Source organism: Corynebacterium tuberculostearicum (assembly GCF_032821615.1).
GTDB lineage: Bacteria > Actinomycetota > Actinomycetes > Mycobacteriales > Mycobacteriaceae > Corynebacterium > Corynebacterium tuberculostearicum_H.
Window position 1 is genome coordinate 1 of the sequence record NZ_JAVBIF010000012.1, and the last position, 19,064, is coordinate 19,064.

Here is a 19,064-nt window from a genome sequence, read left to right on the forward strand (position 1 = left end):
CGTAGAGGGCTACAGCATCACGTTTGAACTGTTCGGAGTACCTAGGCATGGTGGTAGATTACCTTTCTTCCCAACCCAACCGGGCTGGATATCAGGTGTCTACCTAACGGGGGCCAGGTCCCATGCCGTTTTCCTCCTCAGGGATGATGCTGGCCGGAGACGACGGTCGCTAGACTTAAATAGGTAGTTTCCCATTTACAAGGAGAATTTGTCTCATGACTGATGCTGCGGCTCGCGCCGTTGACTTGTTTAAGCAATACGGAAGCGATGACACAGCCGTCGTCGCTCTTGATCATGTATCCATTGAATTCGGTAAGAACGAATTCACTGCGATCATGGGCCCATCGGGTTCCGGTAAGTCGACGCTGATGCACACCATGGCTGGTCTCGATTCGGCGACCTCCGGATCAGCATTTATCGGTGATACCGATATGTCGGCGCTCAACGACAAAGACATTACGGCGCTGCGTCGTGACCGGCTGGGCTTTATTTTCCAGTCCTTTAACCTTGTGCCCACGCTGACTGCGGCGGAAAACATTACGCTGCCTACGGATATTGCGGGTAAGGGCGTCGATAAGCAGTGGTTTGAGGAGGTCACTAGGCGCCTTGGCCTAGCAGAGCGCCTAGAACACCGCCCAGCTGAATTGTCTGGCGGACAGCAGCAGCGCGTGGCCTGTGCTCGTGCATTGGTTTCGCGGCCGGAAATCATCTTTGGCGATGAGCCAACCGGCAACCTGGACTCCAATTCTTCGGCCGAGGTGCTCGACATTTTGCGAACCGCGGTGGATAAGGACAACCAAACAGTGGTCATCGTGACGCATGATGCGAAGGCAGCGTCGTACGCGGACCGGGTGGTTTTCCTTGCTGACGGCAAGCTTGTCAACGAGTTGCACAATCCGACGATGGAGGCCATTCACCAGGTAATGGCGGAGATTGAGGGCTAAATGGCACGCGGAAATGCAATGCGCAGGGTGTCCCTGCGCAATATCGTGGCGCACAAGTTGCGCCTTGGGCTGACAATTCTCGCGGTGGTCTTGGGCACGGCGTTTATTGCCGGCTCGTTTATGTTTACCAATTCGCTGAAGTCTACGTTCGACTCCGCCGTGGATAATCAGTTCCGCGGCGTGGACGCAGTGGTGAGCCAAAAGGACGACAACGGTGCGAAACTGGATGACAAGCTGCGTCAGAAGCTGGCTGACGATAAGGATGTCAAGAACATCAACATCGCGGATTCGGAGACCGTCGTCGCAGCCAATGAGAACTCGGAGGCCTATCAGACTCAGGGCGGTACGGCCAGCGTTGTCCCGTTTTATCCAGAGGATAAGGTCGTTGGCGGTGCCGATAAGCTGAAGGAGGGCGAGGAGCCGAGCGGTAAGGACGAGGTCCTTGTCAATTCCTCCGCGGCGGATAAATATGGAATCTCCGTGGGACAAAAGCTCATTGTGGTTCACCCCGATGAGCAGGATACGGTTACCGTTTCTGGTATCTCGGAGCCCGCCGTCGACCAAGGCGATAGCATCGTGCTGAGCATGTCCGAGAAGGACTACCTGGAGCGCTACGGCGATCCGAGCCAGCTCAAGGTTTCTGTAGCCGAAGGCGTGGATGCGAACGCCTTGGTGGATCACCTAAATGACAAATATGACGTCAAGGCAGAGTCGGGCGAGCGCTTGGCGGAGGAAACCTCTGAGATGATGTCTTCTGCCTTGAAGTTCATTAATTACTTCCTGATTGCATTCGGCCTGATTGCGCTGCTGGTGGGCACTTTCATCATTGCAAATACCTTCTCTATGATTGTTGCGCAGCGTACCAAGGAGTTTGCTCTTCTGCGCGCGCTGGGTGCTTCCCGCCGGCAGATCACAAATTCGGTGGTGGTGGAATCTGCCATCGTGGGACTTCTGGGTTCCATTGTCGGCGTTGTTGCCGGCATGGGCTTGGTGGCCATCATTAAGGCAGTAATGAGCGCGAAAGGAATGCCGTTCGACGGTGGCTTGGGCCTGAGCGTTTCGGCAATCGTAGTTCCAATCATTTTGGGCACTATCGTGACGGTTGTATCCGCGTGGGCGCCGGCACGGCGCGCGGGCCGCGTGCAGCCGGTTGAGGCAATGCGCACTACCGAATCTGCTTCCGGAGCTTCCCTGAAGGTACGCACGATTTTCGGTGCCATTATCTTGCTGGTGGGTATTATTGCGGCGTTGGCAGGCGTGCTTTCCGACGGCGAGACGAACGTCCGCGCCATCCTCGTCGGCCTCGGCGCATTCGGCGTCATCGTGGGGTTCTTCCTAGCCGGCCCTGCTTTGTCGCTGCCTTTGGTACCGACGGTGGGCAAGGCAATCGGTACGCCGTTCGGCGCCATCGGTTCGTTGGCGGCTACCAACTCTCGTCGCAATCCGCGCCGCACCGCCGCCACTGCCTTCGCGCTGACTTTGGGTGTGGCCCTAGTTACCGCTATTGGCATGCTGGGCGCAACGATGAAGTCCTCTGTGGCCGATACCGTGGAGCAAAACATCACTTCTGATTACCTGCTTTCCGGTCCTAGCTCCGGTGAATTCCCGACGCCGAAGGACACAGGTAAACGCGCGGCTGAGGCCGAGGGCGTCGATAAGGTGGTTACCGTCGGTATGGCTCCGGTGGCCGTGGATGGTCAGGCATCGATGGATTATGGTCCACAATTCCAGCAAACGATGACTGCGGATGGAGATCCGTCGTCGATGATTGCGCTCGATATGGTCGAGGGTGATGCCAACTTGGAGAAGGGCTTCATTGCTACCGAGGACTTTGCCAAGGAACACGGCTGGAAGGTAGGAGAGACCTACAAGGTTACTTCTGCGGAAAAGGACAAGAAGGCAGAGGCGAAGCTGGTCGGTACCTTTAAGCCCACCGATGTGGTGCAGAATATGGTGCTCTCGCAGGAGGTAGCTGAAAAGGTTGCACCGGAGAAGTCCTTTACCGTCCAAATGGTGGGCGTCTTGGGTCAAGAAGGCTATGACAAGGAAGAACTGCGCCATAACCTGGAGGATGCGGTCAAGGATCTGGTTGTAGTTCAGGTCAATTCCGGTGAGGAGTATGCGGGCCAAGCTGCAGGCTTTATTGACCAGATGCTCTCCATCCTTTATGGTCTGCTCGCCCTTGCCGTCATTATTGCGGTGTTGGGCATTGTCAATACCTTGACCTTGGGTGTAATCGAGCGCCGCCAGGAGATCGGTATGTTGCGGGCCGTGGGCACGCAACGCCGCCAGATCCGCACGATGATTACCCTCGAGTCGGTGCAGATCGCGCTCTTTGGTGCGGTGATGGGCATCCTCATTGGTCTCGGCTTGGGCTGGTCCTTCATTAAGATCCTCGGTGATGAGGGACTAGACTCTGCGCAGATTCCGTGGGCAATGGTGCTCATTATGCTTGTGGGCTCGGCCCTCGTCGGCATTATCGCGGCAGTATGGCCGTCGCACCGCGCGGCGAAGACGCCGCCATTGGAAGCAATCGCTGACTAGCTACATAGTCTTAGGCCTCTCCTCATCGCATGATGAAGGGAGGCCTTATTGCTTTTATGCGGCCATCCACGCCTTGACTGCCGATACCGCATCCTTGGTCTTCATATCGGGCAGGTAGGCGTGCATGGTGGCCAGCGCGATGGAAGGAAGCTTCAATTCATCGTGATAGCACAGGTACCACGGGTGCTCCTCGGGTTGGAATTTGCGCTTGCTGGCCGCGAGGGTGCGGAAGCCGTAGAGCGGTTCGACTTCTTCCCCAATGCGATTGAGGGCGACGTCGAGCCAGTTAGGCTCGTCAGGCTGTCCAGCCAATGGCGCACCGGACAAGGAGATCCAGGCAAGGCCTTCGGACTGGGCAATGAGCATAGCCTCTGAGATGAGGAGTTCAATTACTCCCTTAAAGCCGTGCTCGTTGCGGCGCATGACGTCGAGAACGTAGCCGGCAATAGCACCGTTTTCGTAAACCGGCATCCAACTGGTCACACCATGCAAAGTGCCATCGGCGGACTCAGCAAGCAAAAGCCGGGTGCCGGTCACCGTCATTTCTTCTAAGCCGCCGAGGGTAAAGCCCATCTCGGGTAGGGCCTTGTCGGAAACCCAGTCCTCGCTGAGTGCGCTAATGCGGGCGGTAGAGGCAATATCTAGCTCCTCCCACGTGGTCCACCGAGTGCTAACGCCTTCCTTCTCGGCTTTGTTTCGGGCCGTGCGCACATTTTGGAATTTCTTTCCTTTGAATTCCACGGATTCGCAGTTGAGGACTGCTTCTTCTGCAACTTGAAGGCGCTTGAGCTGCGGGTGAGCATCCGCGAACTGCGCGTTGACGGAATACCACGCCACGGCCCAGCCTTGCTCGGCGGCAAAGCGCTCGAATTCGGCGCTGATATCGCGGCCGACGGGGGCGCCCAGCGTGAGCGCGATGCCATTGGAGACACGGTAGGCCACATAGGAGTCACCGTGGAAGAAGTACCGGTTGGATTTCCACAGCGTCATAAAGGAAAGATGATCGCCGGTGCCGGATTCGAGCAGGCGGCGGGCCGAGTCGCGGTCGGATTCTTGTGCAGGATCAACGGGCCGAGAAAAGCCAAGGTAGAGCCGGACTGCCAGCAGGATCCAGAAGGCGTTTCCAACCCATAGGTAGATGAACCAGGAAAACATCGTTGCCGGCGCGACGTGGTGGGGAAGGATAAGCGCAACAACGGCCGGAACGAAGCGCAAGGGAGTCTCTGCGAGGATGTCGGCAAGATTTGCTGGGGGAACGGTGTTGTGCAACGAGGCCGTAAGGATCCACAAGCCCGCGCCGAGGGTAGAGGCAAGGATAGCGAAGACAATAGTGCGGGTGAAAAATGCGCGGTTTTCGCGGATCCGGAAGAGCGAATAATTGATAAGCAGCATGAACAGCGCCAAGAGCCAGGGAAGGATGACGAGCACGAGGTTGGGCAGGAGGTAGCTCAGGCGGGCATCGTCCCAAAGCTGGTAGGTCAGCAAGGCGATGGCCAGTATTTGAGTGATAACCGACATCCACCAAGCGAGCACGCGGCCCCGCATGAGACCAAAACACACCACCAGCTGGATGATAAACGGCATGATATTGGCTACCAAGGCGCCGATGCCCTGGGCACGGGCGAGATCGACTGCGGCGGTGCAGCTGGTAGAAGTTAGCGAATCTGTGCAGGCTTGAGTTGCCTCCAGAGCCGAAAGGTGTGGTGCCCACAGGAGCTGTGTGATTTGGGAGAACGGACCTTCGGCCATGGGGTCGAGTGCCACGAAGGCGGGGCCAATGGCTACGCAGGCGATACCGACGGCGAGGAGCACGCGACGCTCCCTGATGGAAGGCGGCGCGGATTCGGGCTTAAAGAGCAATTGGCCAGCCGTAATAGAAAGCATGGCGGCGACGATGCCGAGAACATCTGACATGGTGCCGGAATAGAGCACAAAAGTGGCGGTAAGCACGATAAGCGAAACGCGCAGTCGGCGGCGCCATAGGCGGGGGAGTAAAGCGGAAGCAAAACCAGCAGCACCGGTGATAAAGCCGATAGGGGTGAGGAAGGTATCGCTCAATAAGTCATTGCCCCATCGATTTAGGCCTACGGTCTCAATGCCGCGGGCGAGCACGATGGACAGCGGGACGCTGATGAGCTGGGAGACAACTCCTACCGCCAATGTGCGCAAGGAACCTAAGCGCCATTCAGCGGGAACGAGCCACAGCACGATGAGCACCGACAAGATAATGGCGCCGCCGGGGTGCGCGGTAGTCAGCGCCAGCCAGTGGGAGGTGGGGAAGTCCACTAGGTGAAGCGCCCACATAATGACTAAGACGGCTAGGGAAACGGGAAAGCTGGTCACAATGGTTTTAAGAACGGACATCGTGGGCTCCAATTCCATCGAAGGGATCCTTGATAGCGGTCATTCCACCGCGGCTAGCGGCCCAAGCGAAGGATTCGCGCAGGGCTGGGCGCCACACCTGGAAGGAGTGGCCGCCGGGTCGGGTGCCAAAGTAGGTTTTCATGCCGGCGGCGCGGGCGGCATCGGAAAGCGAGTGCAAAGCATTGACCGAAGCAGTGTCCTTATCGCCAGCGATGAAGATGGCCTGGGTAGAGAAGTGCTTGTGGGCGAGCAAGTGGGCGGGGTCTTGGTCATTGAAAGCGGATTCGTCCCCGGCGAAGAATTTCTTCACCGTCGCCGCGTGGTTGCCAATGGTGGGCTCAGCCTCGCCGGAAATGTCGATGATGGAACCATAGGCTTCGGGGCGGTTGGTGGCGATCTGTAGGGAGCAGGTGCCGCCGTAGCTTAATCCGCCCACCGTCCAGGTGCGCTGATCCGGGTTAACTTTGAATTTTTGTTTAATGGCCTGTGGTACGTCCTGGCTGAGGTAGGTCATTACCTTAGCCTGGGAGCTATCGGCGCAAATGGGGTTGGCGGTTTCAGAGCCGGTGGCGTCCACGGCTATGACGATGGGGCTGCGGCCCCCGTTAGCCGCCTGGAATTGGTCTGCAGTTTCGGCCGCCTCGCCCGAACCGAACCACTGATCTGGGCCGCCCGGGTTGCCGTGCAGGAGCACGATGACAGGCAAGGTGTGGTCCGTCCAGTATGCCGGCGGAATATACGCCGTGGCTTGCCGAGCGGCGAAATGGGAGGTGGTGCCGGGAAGATCCACATGGACGATGGCTGCACCAGACTTGGTGTGGGAAAACTCTTCGTAGCTCATTTCCTTTGCCACAGGGCGCGGGTCAAGGGACGCAATATCTGGATAGGTTTGGTATTCCATGTTGACCATGCCGACCGTGGCCAGAAGGGAAAAGATTCCGGCGGTGACCGTGACAATCTTAGGTTTGCGCACCAGCGCCGCCACGGGGACGAAAGCGGCGAGGAAGATGTACCACGGTACTTGCCAGTGACGGAGTAGGAACCAAGCAATAATGCACAGCAAGGCGGCGATGACCAGTGGCCACACCTTGCGTTGGAGGAGAATGATGATGGCCGCAATCGCGAGGATGGCGTAGAAGATCACGCCATTGATGGGATCCGCCAAAGGCAGATTCAAAAGGAAACTCACGCGAAAAATATTAGGCCTGAGCGGGCCAAAAGTAACTGCTAGTTAGCTGGGAGTTTACCCCTTAAATCCCGTAATAAATGCGGGCCGCCCAGATGGTGCCGCGCCAAGCTAATACGATGCCGAGCCCGATGGTCCAGAAGAGATACTTGCTCAGCCGCCACCATTGCCTGCGTTTGATCATTTCTCCTAGTTCCTTGGCCAGCGTGGACCAGGTGGACAGGCCACCTGCAAGGCCGAGGGCGAGGAAGGGGTGGATGAGGGGGACGTCGGCAAGCTGGGCGAAACCATAAGCCAGGCCGAGGGCGAGGGAACCCAAAATATTCGCCACGAAGGTGCAGTAGGGGGCAGGTAAAAGCCGGGTAAAACCATAGCGGAGGCTGCCGCCTATGAAGCCGCCGAGAAGGACGCAAAGAAGATTCATCGCAGCTTGTCACCCGCCAGGTAGCCGCCCACGCAGCCAACGATGGTGGCTAGAACATAAGCCAGAGCGATGGTCCAGTGCGCCTCGGAGGTCAGGAAAGCGAAGGTAGCGAAGCTAGTGAAACCGCCCAGCACGCCCGTGCCCCAGAATGGGCTGGGGCGGAAGTAGCCCATGAGCGCGCTGCCAAGGATATTGATGATGAGCAGCGGGATCATGCCGCCGCCGAGTGCTACGGAAAGCAAGTATCTGGCAGCCGCACCGAGCGCGGCGCCAGCACCCACGACGAGGAATTGAGGCATGCGCCCTATGTTACTTCCACTTCATTCCTTGGGACTCTACGAACGCGCGCACCTCATCTACCGGCTTAGTGAGCTTGGGGTCAAAGGCTAGGTAGGCCTTGGTTTCGCGGGCCACGAGGCCGGAGAGCAGGAGCAGGCCAATGAGGTTCGGGATGGCGATGAGGCCATTGGCTAGATCGGAGAAGGTCCAGGCAAGCTCGAGCTCCGAGACGGAACCGACAAAAAGCAGGCAGGCGAAGAACATGCGGTAGGGGATAGAAGCCTTGCGGCCGCAAAGGGACTCCAAGGAACGCTCGCCGTAATACGCCCAGGCCATGATGGTGGAAAAGGCGAAGAAGATAATGGAGAGCGAAACGATGGTGCCACCCCAGTCACCTGGGAGTACGCGAGAAAAGGCCTCGGCCGTCATGATTCCAGCCTCGTCGCGGCCCATATCCCAGGTACCGCCCACCACAATGACCAAGCCGGTGATGGTGACCACGATGATGGTGTCAATGAAGGTCTGGGTCATCGATACCAACCCCTGGCGCGCCGGGTGCGGGGTCTTGGCAGCCGCGGCGGCGATGGCGGCGGAACCCATGCCGGATTCATTGGAGAAGATGCCGCGGGCAACACCGTATTGGATGGTCATCATGATGGTGGAGCCCACGAACCCGCCACCCGCGGCGGTGCCGGTGAAAGCATCGCTGAAGATCATGGCGAAGGCGGCGGGGATCTCGGTAGCGTGCGAGAAAATCACATAGAGTCCGCCAAGAACATAAACGATGATCATTAAAGGTACGAAGGCCGCGGTGATGCGGCCGATGGCCTGGATGCCGCCGAGGAGCACGGAGCCGACCAAGACAAAAAGGATCGCACCGGTGGCCGCCGGGGCGATGCCGAAGGTCGATTCCATATTGGTGGCCACGGCATTGGCTTGGGCGAGGTTGCCAATGCCAAAAGAGGCACAGATTGCAAAGATAGCAAAGAAGACAGCTAGCACGGAGCCGAGCGGTCCGGGGATGCCGCGCTTGAGATATTGTTGCGGGCCGCCGGACATCTCGCCCTTGGAGTCGGTGGTGCGAAAGCGTACACCGAGGTATGCCTCGGTGTATTTGGAAGCCATGCCAACCAGGCCCGTAATCCAGATCCACACCAGCGCGCCCGGGCCGCCAATAGACAGCGCAGTGGCCACGCCCACGATATTTCCCACGCCTACGGTGGCGGCAAGAGCGGTGGTCAGCGCCTGATAATTGGAAATATCTCCTTCGGTGGACTCATCATCAGAGTCTGTGGCAAAGACGTGGCGCATCGCCCGCCCCAGCGTTCGGAACTGGAGGCCGCCCAAACGGATTGTCAGCCACAGACCTGTGCCCAACAGGAGCGGAATGAGGATGAATGGTCCCCAGACCACGGTACTGATGGCGGAGAGGATGGAATTAAGCGAGTCCATTCTGTAAATCTAGCGAACTATAGAAATGGAGTAAATTTGTTCATACCCCCAGCCGGGGGAATATCCGTCCTGCGCAATCACCGGGGAAAAGGCAAGCTATAACTATACGGACCCCAACCCCAAGGAGCACGCCATGGCCCACGAGCGCGCCGGCACCCTGGCACAACCATCGGACCTCATCGATATCGCAGAATTGGTCACCGCCTACTACACCCGCACCCCGGATGCGGATAACCCTGACCAGCAGGTCTCCTTTGGCACCTCTGGGCATCGCGGTTCCGCACTCGACTGCGCTTTCAATGAGGCGCATATCCTGGCGATCACCCAAGCCATTGTGGACTATCGCGCGGAGCAAGGCGTTACCGGGGCAATTTTTATCGGCCGCGATACCCATGCGCTATCCGAGCCCGCCATGGTCTCCGCCCTCGAGGTGCTGCTGGCCAATGGGCTGGAGGTTCGCGTCGATGATCGTGGCCGCTATACCCCGACCCCGGCGGTATCCCACGCAATTTTGACCAATCCCGGTACCGACGGCATTGTGATTACCCCGTCTCATAACCCTCCGCGCGATGGTGGCTTCAAGTACAACCCGCCAACCGGCGGCCCGGCCGATGCGCAGGCAACCGATTGGATTGCAGGTCGCGCCAACGACTACCTGCGCGCCGGGCTGGAGGGCGTGAAGCGGACGTCTGTCGCGGGCGTGCTGGACGAGCGCTGCATTAAGCATGACTATGTACACAACTACGTGGCTGACCTTAAGAATGTGGTGGATATGCAGGCTATTAAAGATTCTGGCCTGCGCATCGGCGCTGATCCCATGGGTGGTGCCTCGGTGGACTATTGGCAGGCCATCGCGGATCATTATGAGCTCAACATGACCGTGGTGAATCCAGAGGTGGACTCCACCTTCCGCTTTATGACCTTGGATACGGACGGCAAGATCCGCATGGATTGTTCTTCGCCGGATGCCATGGCCTCGCTTATCGACGCCCGCTCAAGCTTCGACCTTGCCACCGGCAATGACGCCGATGCGGATCGCCATGGCATTGTCACGCCCGATGCTGGCCTGATGAATCCCAATAATTACCTCGCCGTGGCCATCGAGTACCTCTTTAGTCACCGCCCGCAGTGGGGGAATGCCGGTGTGGGCAAGACTTTGGTGTCCTCCTCCATGATTGACCGCGTGGTGAAAAGCTTGGGACGCGAATTGGTGGAGGTTCCCGTCGGCTTCAAGTGGTTTGTGCCGGGATTGGTCGAAGGCACCATTGGCTTCGGTGGCGAAGAATCCGCCGGTGCGTCTTTCCTCCGCTTCGATGGCTCCGTGTGGTCCACCGATAAGGATGGCATCATTATGGACTTGCTTGCCGCGGAGATCACCGCGGTGACGGGCAAGACACCGTCTCAGCGCTATGCGGAGCTGGCGGAAAAATTCGGTGCCCCAGCCTATGCTCGCACCGACGCCCCAGCTAACCGCGAGCAAAAGGCCATCCTCAAGAAGCTGTCTCCGGACAAGGTCACCGCTACGGAGCTGGCGGGGGAGGACATTGTGGCCAAGCTGACGGAGGCGCCCGGCAACGGTGCGGCCATTGGCGGCCTGAAGGTAGCGACGGAAAATGCCTGGTTTGCCGCCCGTCCTTCCGGTACGGAAGATAAGTACAAAATCTATGCCGAATCTTTCTTGGGTGAGGAACATCTCAAGCAGGTGCAAGCAGAAGCACAGGCAGTTGTTTCCCATGTATTAGGGGTTTAACGCTACACTCAACCTCGTGAGTAGCAAGATTAATGGGAAGCTGATGCTTGATGTCATCAGCTTCATCGCCCGCTTTGGCATGGCCTGGGTGTGGATTGAAGCCGGCGTGCACAAACTCGGCAAAACTCTAGACATGACCCAGGCCATCAAAGGCTATGACATTTTTACGCCTGATTGGGCTCTTTACCTAGCAACGGTCATTGGCCCATTAGAAGTTATTGGTGGCGTGCTCTTGCTTCTCGGGCTGTTTTTGCGCAAGTCCTCCATCGTGGCAACCATCGTATTGCTGTTGTTTATGGTGGGCATTGCGCAAGCCTGGGCCCGCGGGTTAGATATTGACTGCGGCTGCTTTGGCTATGACGCCCAAAATCCTGACCGCGGAATGGACTATGCGAAAACGCTGTTGCGTGATGCCGCGTATCTATTCTTTACTATTTGGACTATTAAACGCCCTTTCACCAAGTTTGCCCTTCACCCCTAGTAGGTGGGCAAGGTAGGCTGAATTGGTCCGAGAATTTTCAAAGGCAAGGTTCAAATGAGCAAAGTAACTGACCCGAACGCCAAGGGTGGCAACGGTTTTATCTGGGGAGTCGGTGTACTTCTCGTCATCATTGCCGTTGTTATTGGCTATATCGTGTGGAATGGCAAGCAATCTGATGATGGCATCGAAGACGTCAATATGACTATGGAGTTCAATGATGGTGCTATCACGTTGAGGGGCGAGAGCGCTACGGACGATACCCCTGAGGTAGATCTGTACGAAGATTACTCCTGCCCGCACTGTGCTGAATTGGCTCAGGCTACCGACGGAGACATGAAGAAGGCTATTGAAGAGGGCAAGCTGATCGTTCATGTGCGCACCCTCAACTTCCTGGATGGCAAGGATATTGAAGGCCAGGAAGGCTACTCCACAAAGGCAGCAGCCGCTATGTCGGAGTTGGCAAAGTCCGGCGACATCAAAACCTATTGGAATTTGCGTGACTTCCTCATGCAAAACCAGCAAAGTGTTGCTAATAAGTGGGGCATCGAAGACATTGCTAACCAAGCCAAGGAGCTTGGCGCGGAAGATGATGTTGTTGAGTCCATGAAGGACGTAGACATCAAGCAGGGCAATAAGGTGGCGAAGACCAACTACGACAAGCTGGATAAAGAAACTGGCTCTGTCTCCTCGCCGCGTATTGTTCAAAATGGCAAAGATGTTCCATCCGAGAAGGATCAAAAGGCCGGCAAGAACCTGGGTGACTGGGTAGAAATCGTCACTAAGTAGCAGGCGATTTGGAGAGTTAAATACCCTCCATGTATATTTAAGCGAGTTGCAGCCCACAGGGTTGCACCTCGTTTGAGGGGCTATGGCGCAGCTGGTAGCGCACCACACTGGCAGTGTGGGGGTCACGGGTTCGAATCCCGTTAGCTCCACAATATAAAGGAGAGGAACATTAGTTCCTCTCCTTTTTCTTGTTGCGGAGGGCTAGAGCTCCGCCAGATCCTCATCGAGCATGCGCTGATCGATGGCGATGCCCACGGCCGCGCCGCTGCCCATCGCTTGCGAGACTTGGTCCGGTGAGCTGACCACATTGCCGGCCGCCCACAGGCGCGATACCGAGGTCTGGCCATGCTCTACGCTGACCCACCCGTTGGCTGATTCGCAGCCGGCATCCCGCAGCAGTGCGTCATTGGGCAGAAAATCGGGCCCAGTAAAGCATGCTTCATAGGTGTCTTCTCCAGCAGAGCTGTGCACCTTTACGCCGGTTGGAGTCGCTTCATCTGTTTGGACCTGTGTCACCTCTGCATCGACTACTTTTACGCCCAATCCGGCGAGTTGAGTGCGATCAAGATCGGTGAGCTCAAGGCCGTTGGGGTAGAAGGTCAGAGTACTCGTCCACTTAGAAAGCAGTTTGCTAATGCGGATAGTAAAAGGCGGATTCGCGCCGCCAATGAGCGCAACCTTTTTCCCCTTGACCTCATGGCCGTGGCAATAAGGGCAGTGAAAGAGGCGCGTTCCCCATAAATCACTAAGACCAGGGACATCAGGAAGCTTGTCTGTGAGGCCAGTAGCAACGAGGACATGGCGGGATTCTAGAAGCGTGCCATCGGTGAGTCCTACTTGCCACAGGGCCTGCTCGGAAGGCCGGGAGAGGCTTTCCACGGTGTCGTGGCAAATATTTCCACCAAATTTCTGCAATTCCGCGTGGCCCCGCTCGAGCAGCTCGGTGGGAGCTACGCCATCGAGGCCAAGGATGCCGTGGGCATGGTCACTGAAGCGATTGCGGGGAGCCCCGGAATCGATAACCTGAACATTCCGGTTAGCGCGGGCCAAAGTGATAGCCGCGGCTGTGCCGGCAAAGCCACCGCCGACGATGATGACGTCCGAGTACATTGCTCCTCCTTTATAGGAAGTGGGTAGCATGGTGCGCAGCCGAGTATATGCAGTCAACATCAAAGGGGCTCGCGCGCAGAATGAATCATGATTCCACAGGGTTCTTTACACGCGAAGCGCTCTATGGGGCGTCGCCTGTACAGGCGGTAGGCAGGTTCTTTGTAAAGTACTTCAACTTTCGTGGCCGGGCGTCCATGAGTGAGTTTTGGTGGGTCTTTGGCTTCCTCGTGCTGCTTTCTGTGTCAATCGGCATTATCGACCGGCACTGTGGCGTGGACATTGAGACTATTGCAGAGGCGGTACTTGTGATTCCAGTCGTTTCCTTGATGTGCCGGCGCTTGCATGATTCTGGGCGGACGGGCCTGTTATGCCTGATTGGGTTCATTCCCGTGCTCGGTGGGATTGCGTTGCTCTTTATGATGGCGCTGCCCACGCGCGAGCGCGCGGCGCTTTAAAAATTGCCTTGCCTGATTAGGCTGGGTGACATGCAGACTTTTTCAAAGCGAGTACGCGACACGGATCAAGCAGGTGCCGAGGCAGCCGGACTGCGGTGGCTCGGGGAAGCCACCGACGCGGTGGTCAACGTCGTGAGCGCCGACGGGCTAGAAATCGTTACCGAGCGCGTGGACGAGGTCATGCCCACACCGGAGGCGGCGCGGACATTTGGTGCGGATCTGGCGCGCATGCACCGTGCGGGAGCCGAAGCGTTTGGCGCGCCTCCTGCCGGATGGGAGGGCAAGAACTTCATCGGCAGCATCGAGCAAGACTGTATCCCGACGGATAATTGGGGCGAGTTCTACGTTAACCAGCGCGTATTGCCCTTCGCGGAACTGGCGGGGATAAGTGCGGCGCAATTGGACTTGGTAAGGCGCGCTTGCGATGCCATCGCCGCGCGCAGTTGGGATGTGGCGCCGGCACGCATCCACGGCGATCTATGGGCGGGAAACCTGCTCTTTGGTTCCGACGGCGGAATCATGATCGACCCTGCTGCCCACGGTGGGCATCCGCATACGGATTTGGGAATGCTGGCGCTTTTCGGGGCACCGTACCTGGAAGAAATTTTCCGGGGCTATGGTGTGCCGAAGGACATAGAGAAGTGGATTCCCATGCACCAGCTGCACCCGCTGGCGGTGCATGCGCTTACGCACGGCGCTAGCTATAACCGGCCGCTGGAGCGCGCGGCGGCCGCAACCTTGGAGGCGCTGGGCTAAAGGTTCGGCCCCTGCGGCATGATGCGCTTATGGGAACCGCGGTGCCATAAGGTTTCAATGCGTTCGCGAGCGGCGTCGGGAACCGTCTTGCCCTCCAGGTAGTCATCGATGTGGGCGTAGGTGACGCCGAGGGCCTCTTCATCAGGAAGCTGGGGCTTATCGTCTTCCAAGTCCGCGGTGGGAACCTTCTCCCAGGTAGAGCGCGGGGCACCAAGGTGCTCTAGGAGGGCGGCGCCTTGGCGCTTATTAAGGCCGGCCAGGGGGAGGAGATCCGCCGCGCCATCGCCCCATTTTGTAAAGAAAGCGGTGACGTTTTCCGCTGCATGGTCGGTGCCGATGACTAGCGCGCCGACCTCGCCTGCGATGGCATATTGGGCGGTCATGCGCAGGCGCGCTTTGGTGTTGCCGCGGTTGAAATCGGTGACGTCGGCAAGCTGCAGCGCATCCGCCACCTGTTCGTCGAGGGCCAGGGTGGCCGGTTTGATATTGACGGTGGGGCGGTGATCGGGCTGGATGAAATCCAAGGCAATCTGGGCATCGTCCTCATCGGCCTGCACGCCGTGGGGTAGGCGCACGGCCCAAAACTCCGCGCCGTCGACGCGCTCCACCGCCAGCTGCGCAAGCTTTCCCGCCAAGGTGGAGTCTTGGCCGCCCGAAATACCCAGTACGTAACCCTTGGCACCGGTGGTGCGCAGGTAGTCAGTCAAGAAATCAACGCGGCGCTGGACTTCCGCTTCTGGATCGATAAAGGGGCGTACACCCAGGGCTTTTATGATGGTTTGCTGCAGGTTTTCGGCATCGTTCGACATGACGTTCATGGTAGCCGCCTGACACAATATTGTGCTGTGAATAAGGAAGTTTATGTCAAGGTAGTAGCTGGCATAGCGGCCCTAGGCGGGCTGCTTTTTGGATACGACACCGGAGTGATGTCCGGTGCCTTGCTTTTTATTAGCCCCGCATTCGACATGAGCGCCCACCAAGAGGGGTGGGTGACCTCGATGCTGCTCGTGGGTGCTGCAGTAGGGGCGCTGACGGCCGGGCGCATCGCCGATAGGTATGGGCGCCGCTTCACGCTGATTGCAGGCGGCATCATTTTCGTGCTGGGCTCCCTCTGGTGTGCGCTTTCCGGTTCGGTGGGGATGCTGGCCACGGCCCGCACCTTTTTGGGCTTTGCCGTGGGTGCGGTCTCCATCGTGTCCCCCATGTACATCGCGGAGATCGTGCCCGCCAAGGTGCGCGGGCGCATGGTCTCACTTAATACCCTGGCGATTGTGGTGGGCCAGCTGATGGCCTACCTGGTCAACTCCGCGTTGGCCTCTACCGGCAGTTGGGAGTGGATGCTGGGCCTAGCCGCAGTGCCGGGCCTGGCGCTGGCGCTCGGAATGGCTTTCCTGCCAGAGACGCCGGTATGGCTGGCCACTAACGGGAAAATGCCCCGCGCCCAGGAGATCGCCGGGCGCGCCGGGATGGATATCTCGGAGCTGACCTCGCAGGAGACCGCGCGAAAATCCAGCGGATCCGAATGGAAGGCGCTGAAGGCCAATCGGTGGATGCAGATTACGGTGCTGCTTGCCATGCTGATGGGCTTGACGCAGCAGATTACCGGCGTCAACGCCATCGTGTACTTCGCGCCGACCATGATGAACCAGGTGGGGATTTCCACGGCCAACTCGGTTTATACCTCCATCGTTATCGGCACGGTATCCGTGTTGGCCTGCTGGGTGGGGCTCAAGGTCGTGGACCGCATTGGGCGAAAGCGATTGTTGCTGATCGGCCTGACCGGCAACGTGGTCTCGCTGTTTATCCTCTCCTTTGCCTATTCTCATGCGCAGGACTCCACCGCTATGGCCATGGTCTCGTTGGTATTCATGGCGCTGTTTATCGCCTTCCAGCAGGCTGCAGTGTCGCCTACGACGTGGCTGCTCATTTCCGAGCTGGTGCCACTGCAAGTGCGCGGCCTGGGCATGGGCATTGCGGGACTATCGTTGTGGGCCACCAACTGGGCCGTGGCGCAGTACTTCTTGCCGCTAGTGGAGTGGCTGACTGGCCCGGTGGCGTTTATGGTCTTTGGAGTCTTTGGTCTCATCGCCATCGGCTACACCAAGGTTTTGGTTCCAGAGACTATGGGACGTAGCCTGGATGAGGTAGGCGAGGAGATGAAGTCGCGCTACGAGCGCGAGTCCGCGCCCGTGATGCCTTAGTGTTTTGGTATTGACGGCCGTGTGAGGTAACATTTTTCCTCGTGTCATGGCTGGGGATTCCCAGTCCGTGCTTTACTTATTCAACCGCATGTAGATTGCGCATAACGAAAGGAGCGCCCGATGAAGGTCCGTAAGTCCCTTCGGTCGCTGAAGAAGAAGCCGGGCGCCCAGGTTATTCGCCGCCACGGTAAGGTCTTCGTGATCAACAAGAAGGATCCCCGTTTCAAGGCTCGTCAGGGCTAATTGAGACGCGATTCCATCCGCTCCCTCCGGATTTCCGGAGTGGGGCGGATTTTTTATGCGTGAGCTCTGGCACAAAAGGATACATTCTCTTCAGCCCCGGTGAGCATAAAGGCAAATATATGAATATAATTATTTTGTCTATTCATGCCGTGAGAAAGAAGAATAATGTCCCAGCGAATCGTTGCCGCGCTTGTCGCTGCCGCCCTTGGGTTATCCGCCCCTACTGCTAATGCCTCTCAGTCGGAGTGGGAGTCCTCTGTTCCAGAGTCCTTTGGGATCAATGACCCTTCCTGTGTGCCTTCTGGCCAGATTGTTGAGCCGGTGGTGCTACTGCATGGCACCTATAACAATGCGGGTGTGTGGAAAAGCTTGATTCCGATGTTGAAGGATCAGGGGGCGTGCGTGTGGGCCTTTGACTATGGCGCCGATGATGTCACCTTGCAGAATATGATTCCAAGCGTCAAAGCCATCGCGGACCTGGATGATTCGGCCGCGGAAATTGCGGATCAGGTGGACTATGTCCGCGAGATCACTGGCTCGGACAAGGTGAACTTGGTGGGCCATTCCCAAGGCGGTATGCACATCAAGACCTATACCCAGATGCACGATGGGGCCGACCACGTCTCCCATGCGGTGGCGCTGGGCGGCAACTTCCACGGCACCACGCTTAACGGGCAGGGGGAGGCGCTCTCTAAAATCATTGCCTTCGCACCGCACCTCGCTGCTTTCCTGGCAAGTACGGCCGGCATCCAACAGGTGGTGGGTTCGGAATTTATGCAAAGGCTCAATGCGCTGCCGGACACCGCGCCAGGCGTGCTCTACACCTCCATCTACTCGCCAGCGGATACGACGGTAACCCCGAATAGCTCCTCGCAGCTGGCAGCCGTTGACGGCGCCGATGTGGTCAACCTCGACCTGGGCGAGGTCTGCGGTGTGTCTCCCCGGCACGACAAGCTGCCGACCGACCCGACGGTTTTGAGTCAGGTCATTTTTGGGCTGAAGCGTGCCCCGGGGGAGGGGCCGGACCCGGCGACCTGTGCCTCTGAGGGGGCGCCGATAAGCGGGGCCTAGAGCGGGCCGCCGGCCCCTTAAATGTGAACTTTGGCACACAAAATGGTGAACTCCAGGTAAACCTGCAGGAATCCCATTGGTGTAGTTTCATGGCTGTCCGTAGGTGTGGTCAACATGTGGGGTCCGGGGGTGTGCCATCCTGGGAATACCACGGCTGTAACTACTACATATTGTGTTAGTTGCGGGTATTTCCCCCAAAGTATAGTGTCGTTGATGTTGCTCAGAGCGGCGCAGGAAGCGCCCGTTTAGGCGGGAAAACGCTCCCCGCTCTGACGAATTTTTCAATGCAGGAGCTTTAAGGATCTATATGTCTATCACCGTTTACACCAAGCCAGCATGCGTCCAGTGCAATGCCACCAAGAAGGCCCTCGACCGCGCCGGTCTCGATTACAACTTGGTCGATATTTCTGTTGATGATGAAGCCCGTGACTACGTCATGGCACTGGGCTACGTTCAGGCCCCGGTAGTTGAGGCTAATGGCGAGCACTGGTCCGGTTTCCGCCCTGACCGTATCAAGGGCTTGGCTTCCCTGACCGCATCCGCTTAGGGGAGTAGGGGAGGCCAGTAGCGATGTTGGTCGTGTATTTTTCCTCCGCGACGGAAAATACGCACCGGTTCGTGCAGAAACTGGGCTTTCCTAGTGCGCGCATCCCGTTGCGCCGCACGGACGAGCCCCTCAAAGTCAACGAGCCTTATGTTTTGGTGTGCCCCACCTACGGCGGGGGTGCGTCCATTAGCCACCAGAACTCTCGGCCGGTGCCCACACAGGTAATTAAGTTCCTGAACGATGAGCACAACCGTAGTTTCATTCGCGCGGTGATCGCGGGTGGCAATAGCAATTTTGGTGCCGACTTTGGCAAGGCTGGTGACGTCATCAGCGCCAAATGTAAAGTGCCCTATGTATATCGTTTCGAGTTGCTGGGAAACGATGACGATATAAAAATTTGTCGTGAAGGTTTATTGGCTAACGCCGCCGAGCTTGGGCTCGAGGCTGCGGCCTAGCGCCCACCACGACTTA

General features: G+C 57.9%; 19 protein-coding genes and 1 tRNA gene. 13 read left to right on the plus strand and 7 right to left on the minus strand.

Annotation, left to right across the window (positions count from 1 at the left end; translation table 11 throughout):
• Positions 1–215: 215 nt before the first annotated feature.
• Positions 216–944, plus strand: coding sequence for an ABC transporter ATP-binding protein (locus RAE09_RS08775; RefSeq protein WP_316981485.1), 729 nt, complete (start codon positions 216–218; stop codon positions 942–944).
• Positions 945–3,488 carry an ABC transporter permease gene (locus RAE09_RS08780; protein WP_316981486.1) on the plus strand — a complete coding sequence of 848 codons (2,544 nt, stop codon included), beginning with the start codon at positions 945–947 and terminating at the stop codon, positions 3,486–3,488. It abuts the gene before it with no gap.
• Positions 3,489–3,542: 54 nt separating this feature from the next.
• On the opposite strand, the gene RAE09_RS08785 is transcribed toward RAE09_RS08780, so the two are convergent.
• The 5 genes from RAE09_RS08785 to RAE09_RS08805 form a co-directional block, all read right to left on the minus strand.
• The gene (locus RAE09_RS08785) at positions 3,543–5,852 is read right to left on the minus strand and encodes a bifunctional lysylphosphatidylglycerol flippase/synthetase MprF (protein ID WP_316981487.1); all 2,310 of its coding nucleotides are present in this window, start codon (positions 5,850–5,852) and stop codon (positions 3,543–3,545) included.
• Positions 5,839–7,041: an alpha/beta hydrolase gene (locus tag RAE09_RS08790; protein ID WP_316981488.1), complete on the minus strand. Its 1,203-nt coding sequence runs from the start codon at positions 7,039–7,041 to the stop codon at positions 5,839–5,841. The genes RAE09_RS08785 and RAE09_RS08790 overlap by 14 nt, the downstream gene beginning before the upstream one ends.
• 61 nt (positions 7,042–7,102) lie before the next feature.
• On the minus strand, positions 7,103–7,462 hold the full coding sequence (locus tag RAE09_RS08795) for a fluoride efflux transporter FluC (RefSeq protein WP_316981489.1): 360 nt from the start codon (positions 7,460–7,462) through the stop codon (positions 7,103–7,105).
• Complete coding sequence (locus tag RAE09_RS08800; protein WP_049360965.1) at positions 7,459–7,761, minus strand: fluoride efflux transporter family protein; 303 nt, start codon at positions 7,759–7,761, stop codon at positions 7,459–7,461. Before RAE09_RS08800 ends, RAE09_RS08795 begins: the two co-directional genes overlap by 4 nt.
• A 10-nt stretch (positions 7,762–7,771) precedes the next feature.
• Entirely contained in the window at positions 7,772–9,193 is a 1,422-nt protein-coding gene (locus RAE09_RS08805; RefSeq protein WP_316981490.1) for an alanine/glycine:cation symporter family protein, read from the minus strand.
• A gap of 133 nt (positions 9,194–9,326) precedes the next feature.
• Here RAE09_RS08805 and pgm point away from each other — a divergent pair, with 133 nt between their 5' ends.
• From pgm to RAE09_RS08825, 4 genes are all read left to right on the plus strand, one after another.
• Positions 9,327–10,943: a phosphoglucomutase (alpha-D-glucose-1,6-bisphosphate-dependent) gene (gene pgm, locus RAE09_RS08810; protein WP_316981491.1), complete on the plus strand. Its 1,617-nt coding sequence runs from the start codon at positions 9,327–9,329 to the stop codon at positions 10,941–10,943.
• A 43-nt stretch (positions 10,944–10,986) separates the two neighbouring features.
• Positions 10,987–11,424, plus strand: coding sequence for a MauE/DoxX family redox-associated membrane protein (locus tag RAE09_RS08815; RefSeq protein ID WP_316981522.1), 438 nt, complete (start codon positions 10,987–10,989; stop codon positions 11,422–11,424).
• A 54-nt stretch (positions 11,425–11,478) separates the two neighbouring features.
• Positions 11,479–12,210: a DsbA family protein gene (locus RAE09_RS08820; protein WP_316981492.1), complete on the plus strand. Its 732-nt coding sequence runs from the start codon at positions 11,479–11,481 to the stop codon at positions 12,208–12,210.
• A gap of 76 nt (positions 12,211–12,286) precedes the next feature.
• Positions 12,287–12,359: transfer RNA gene (locus RAE09_RS08825), tRNA-Ala, on the plus strand.
• Positions 12,360–12,411: 52 nt separating this feature from the next.
• Here the strand turns inward: RAE09_RS08825 and RAE09_RS08830 are convergent.
• On the minus strand, positions 12,412–13,320 hold the full coding sequence (locus tag RAE09_RS08830) for an NAD(P)/FAD-dependent oxidoreductase (RefSeq protein WP_316981493.1): 909 nt from the start codon (positions 13,318–13,320) through the stop codon (positions 12,412–12,414).
• 80 nt (positions 13,321–13,400) lie between these two features.
• On the opposite strand from RAE09_RS08830, the gene RAE09_RS08835 reads away from it, so the two are divergent.
• Positions 13,401–13,775 (plus strand): DUF805 domain-containing protein, encoded by a 375-nt coding sequence (locus RAE09_RS08835; protein WP_316981494.1) that lies wholly within the window; start codon positions 13,401–13,403, stop codon positions 13,773–13,775.
• Positions 13,776–13,805: 30 nt separating this feature from the next.
• Positions 13,806–14,531, plus strand: a complete 726-nt coding sequence (locus RAE09_RS08840; RefSeq protein WP_316981495.1) for a fructosamine kinase family protein — start codon at positions 13,806–13,808, stop codon at positions 14,529–14,531.
• Here the strand turns inward: RAE09_RS08840 and nadE are convergent.
• A complete protein-coding gene (gene nadE, locus RAE09_RS08845) occupies positions 14,528–15,349 on the minus strand; it encodes an ammonia-dependent NAD(+) synthetase (protein WP_316981496.1) in 822 nt (273 codons plus the stop codon). The genes RAE09_RS08840 and nadE overlap by 4 nt on opposite strands.
• Before the next feature lie 27 nt (positions 15,350–15,376).
• On the opposite strand from nadE, the gene RAE09_RS08850 reads away from it, so the two are divergent.
• From RAE09_RS08850 to nrdI, 5 genes are all read left to right on the plus strand, one after another.
• Complete coding sequence (locus tag RAE09_RS08850; protein ID WP_316981497.1) at positions 15,377–16,732, plus strand: sugar porter family MFS transporter; 1,356 nt, start codon at positions 15,377–15,379, stop codon at positions 16,730–16,732.
• 120 nt (positions 16,733–16,852) lie between these two features.
• Complete coding sequence (gene ykgO / locus RAE09_RS08855; RefSeq protein ID WP_003847162.1) at positions 16,853–16,975, plus strand: type B 50S ribosomal protein L36; 123 nt, start codon at positions 16,853–16,855, stop codon at positions 16,973–16,975.
• Between the two features lie 165 nt (positions 16,976–17,140).
• A complete protein-coding gene (locus tag RAE09_RS08860; protein WP_316981498.1) occupies positions 17,141–18,046 on the plus strand; it encodes an esterase/lipase family protein in 906 nt (301 codons plus the stop codon).
• Between the two features lie 307 nt (positions 18,047–18,353).
• The gene (gene nrdH / locus RAE09_RS08865; RefSeq protein ID WP_179386930.1) at positions 18,354–18,593 is read left to right on the plus strand and encodes a glutaredoxin-like protein NrdH; all 240 of its coding nucleotides are present in this window, start codon (positions 18,354–18,356) and stop codon (positions 18,591–18,593) included.
• Between the two features lie 23 nt (positions 18,594–18,616).
• Positions 18,617–19,048 (plus strand): class Ib ribonucleoside-diphosphate reductase assembly flavoprotein NrdI, encoded by a 432-nt coding sequence (nrdI, locus tag RAE09_RS08870; protein WP_005327333.1) that lies wholly within the window; start codon positions 18,617–18,619, stop codon positions 19,046–19,048.
• The last annotated feature ends 16 nt before the right edge of the window (positions 19,049–19,064 follow it).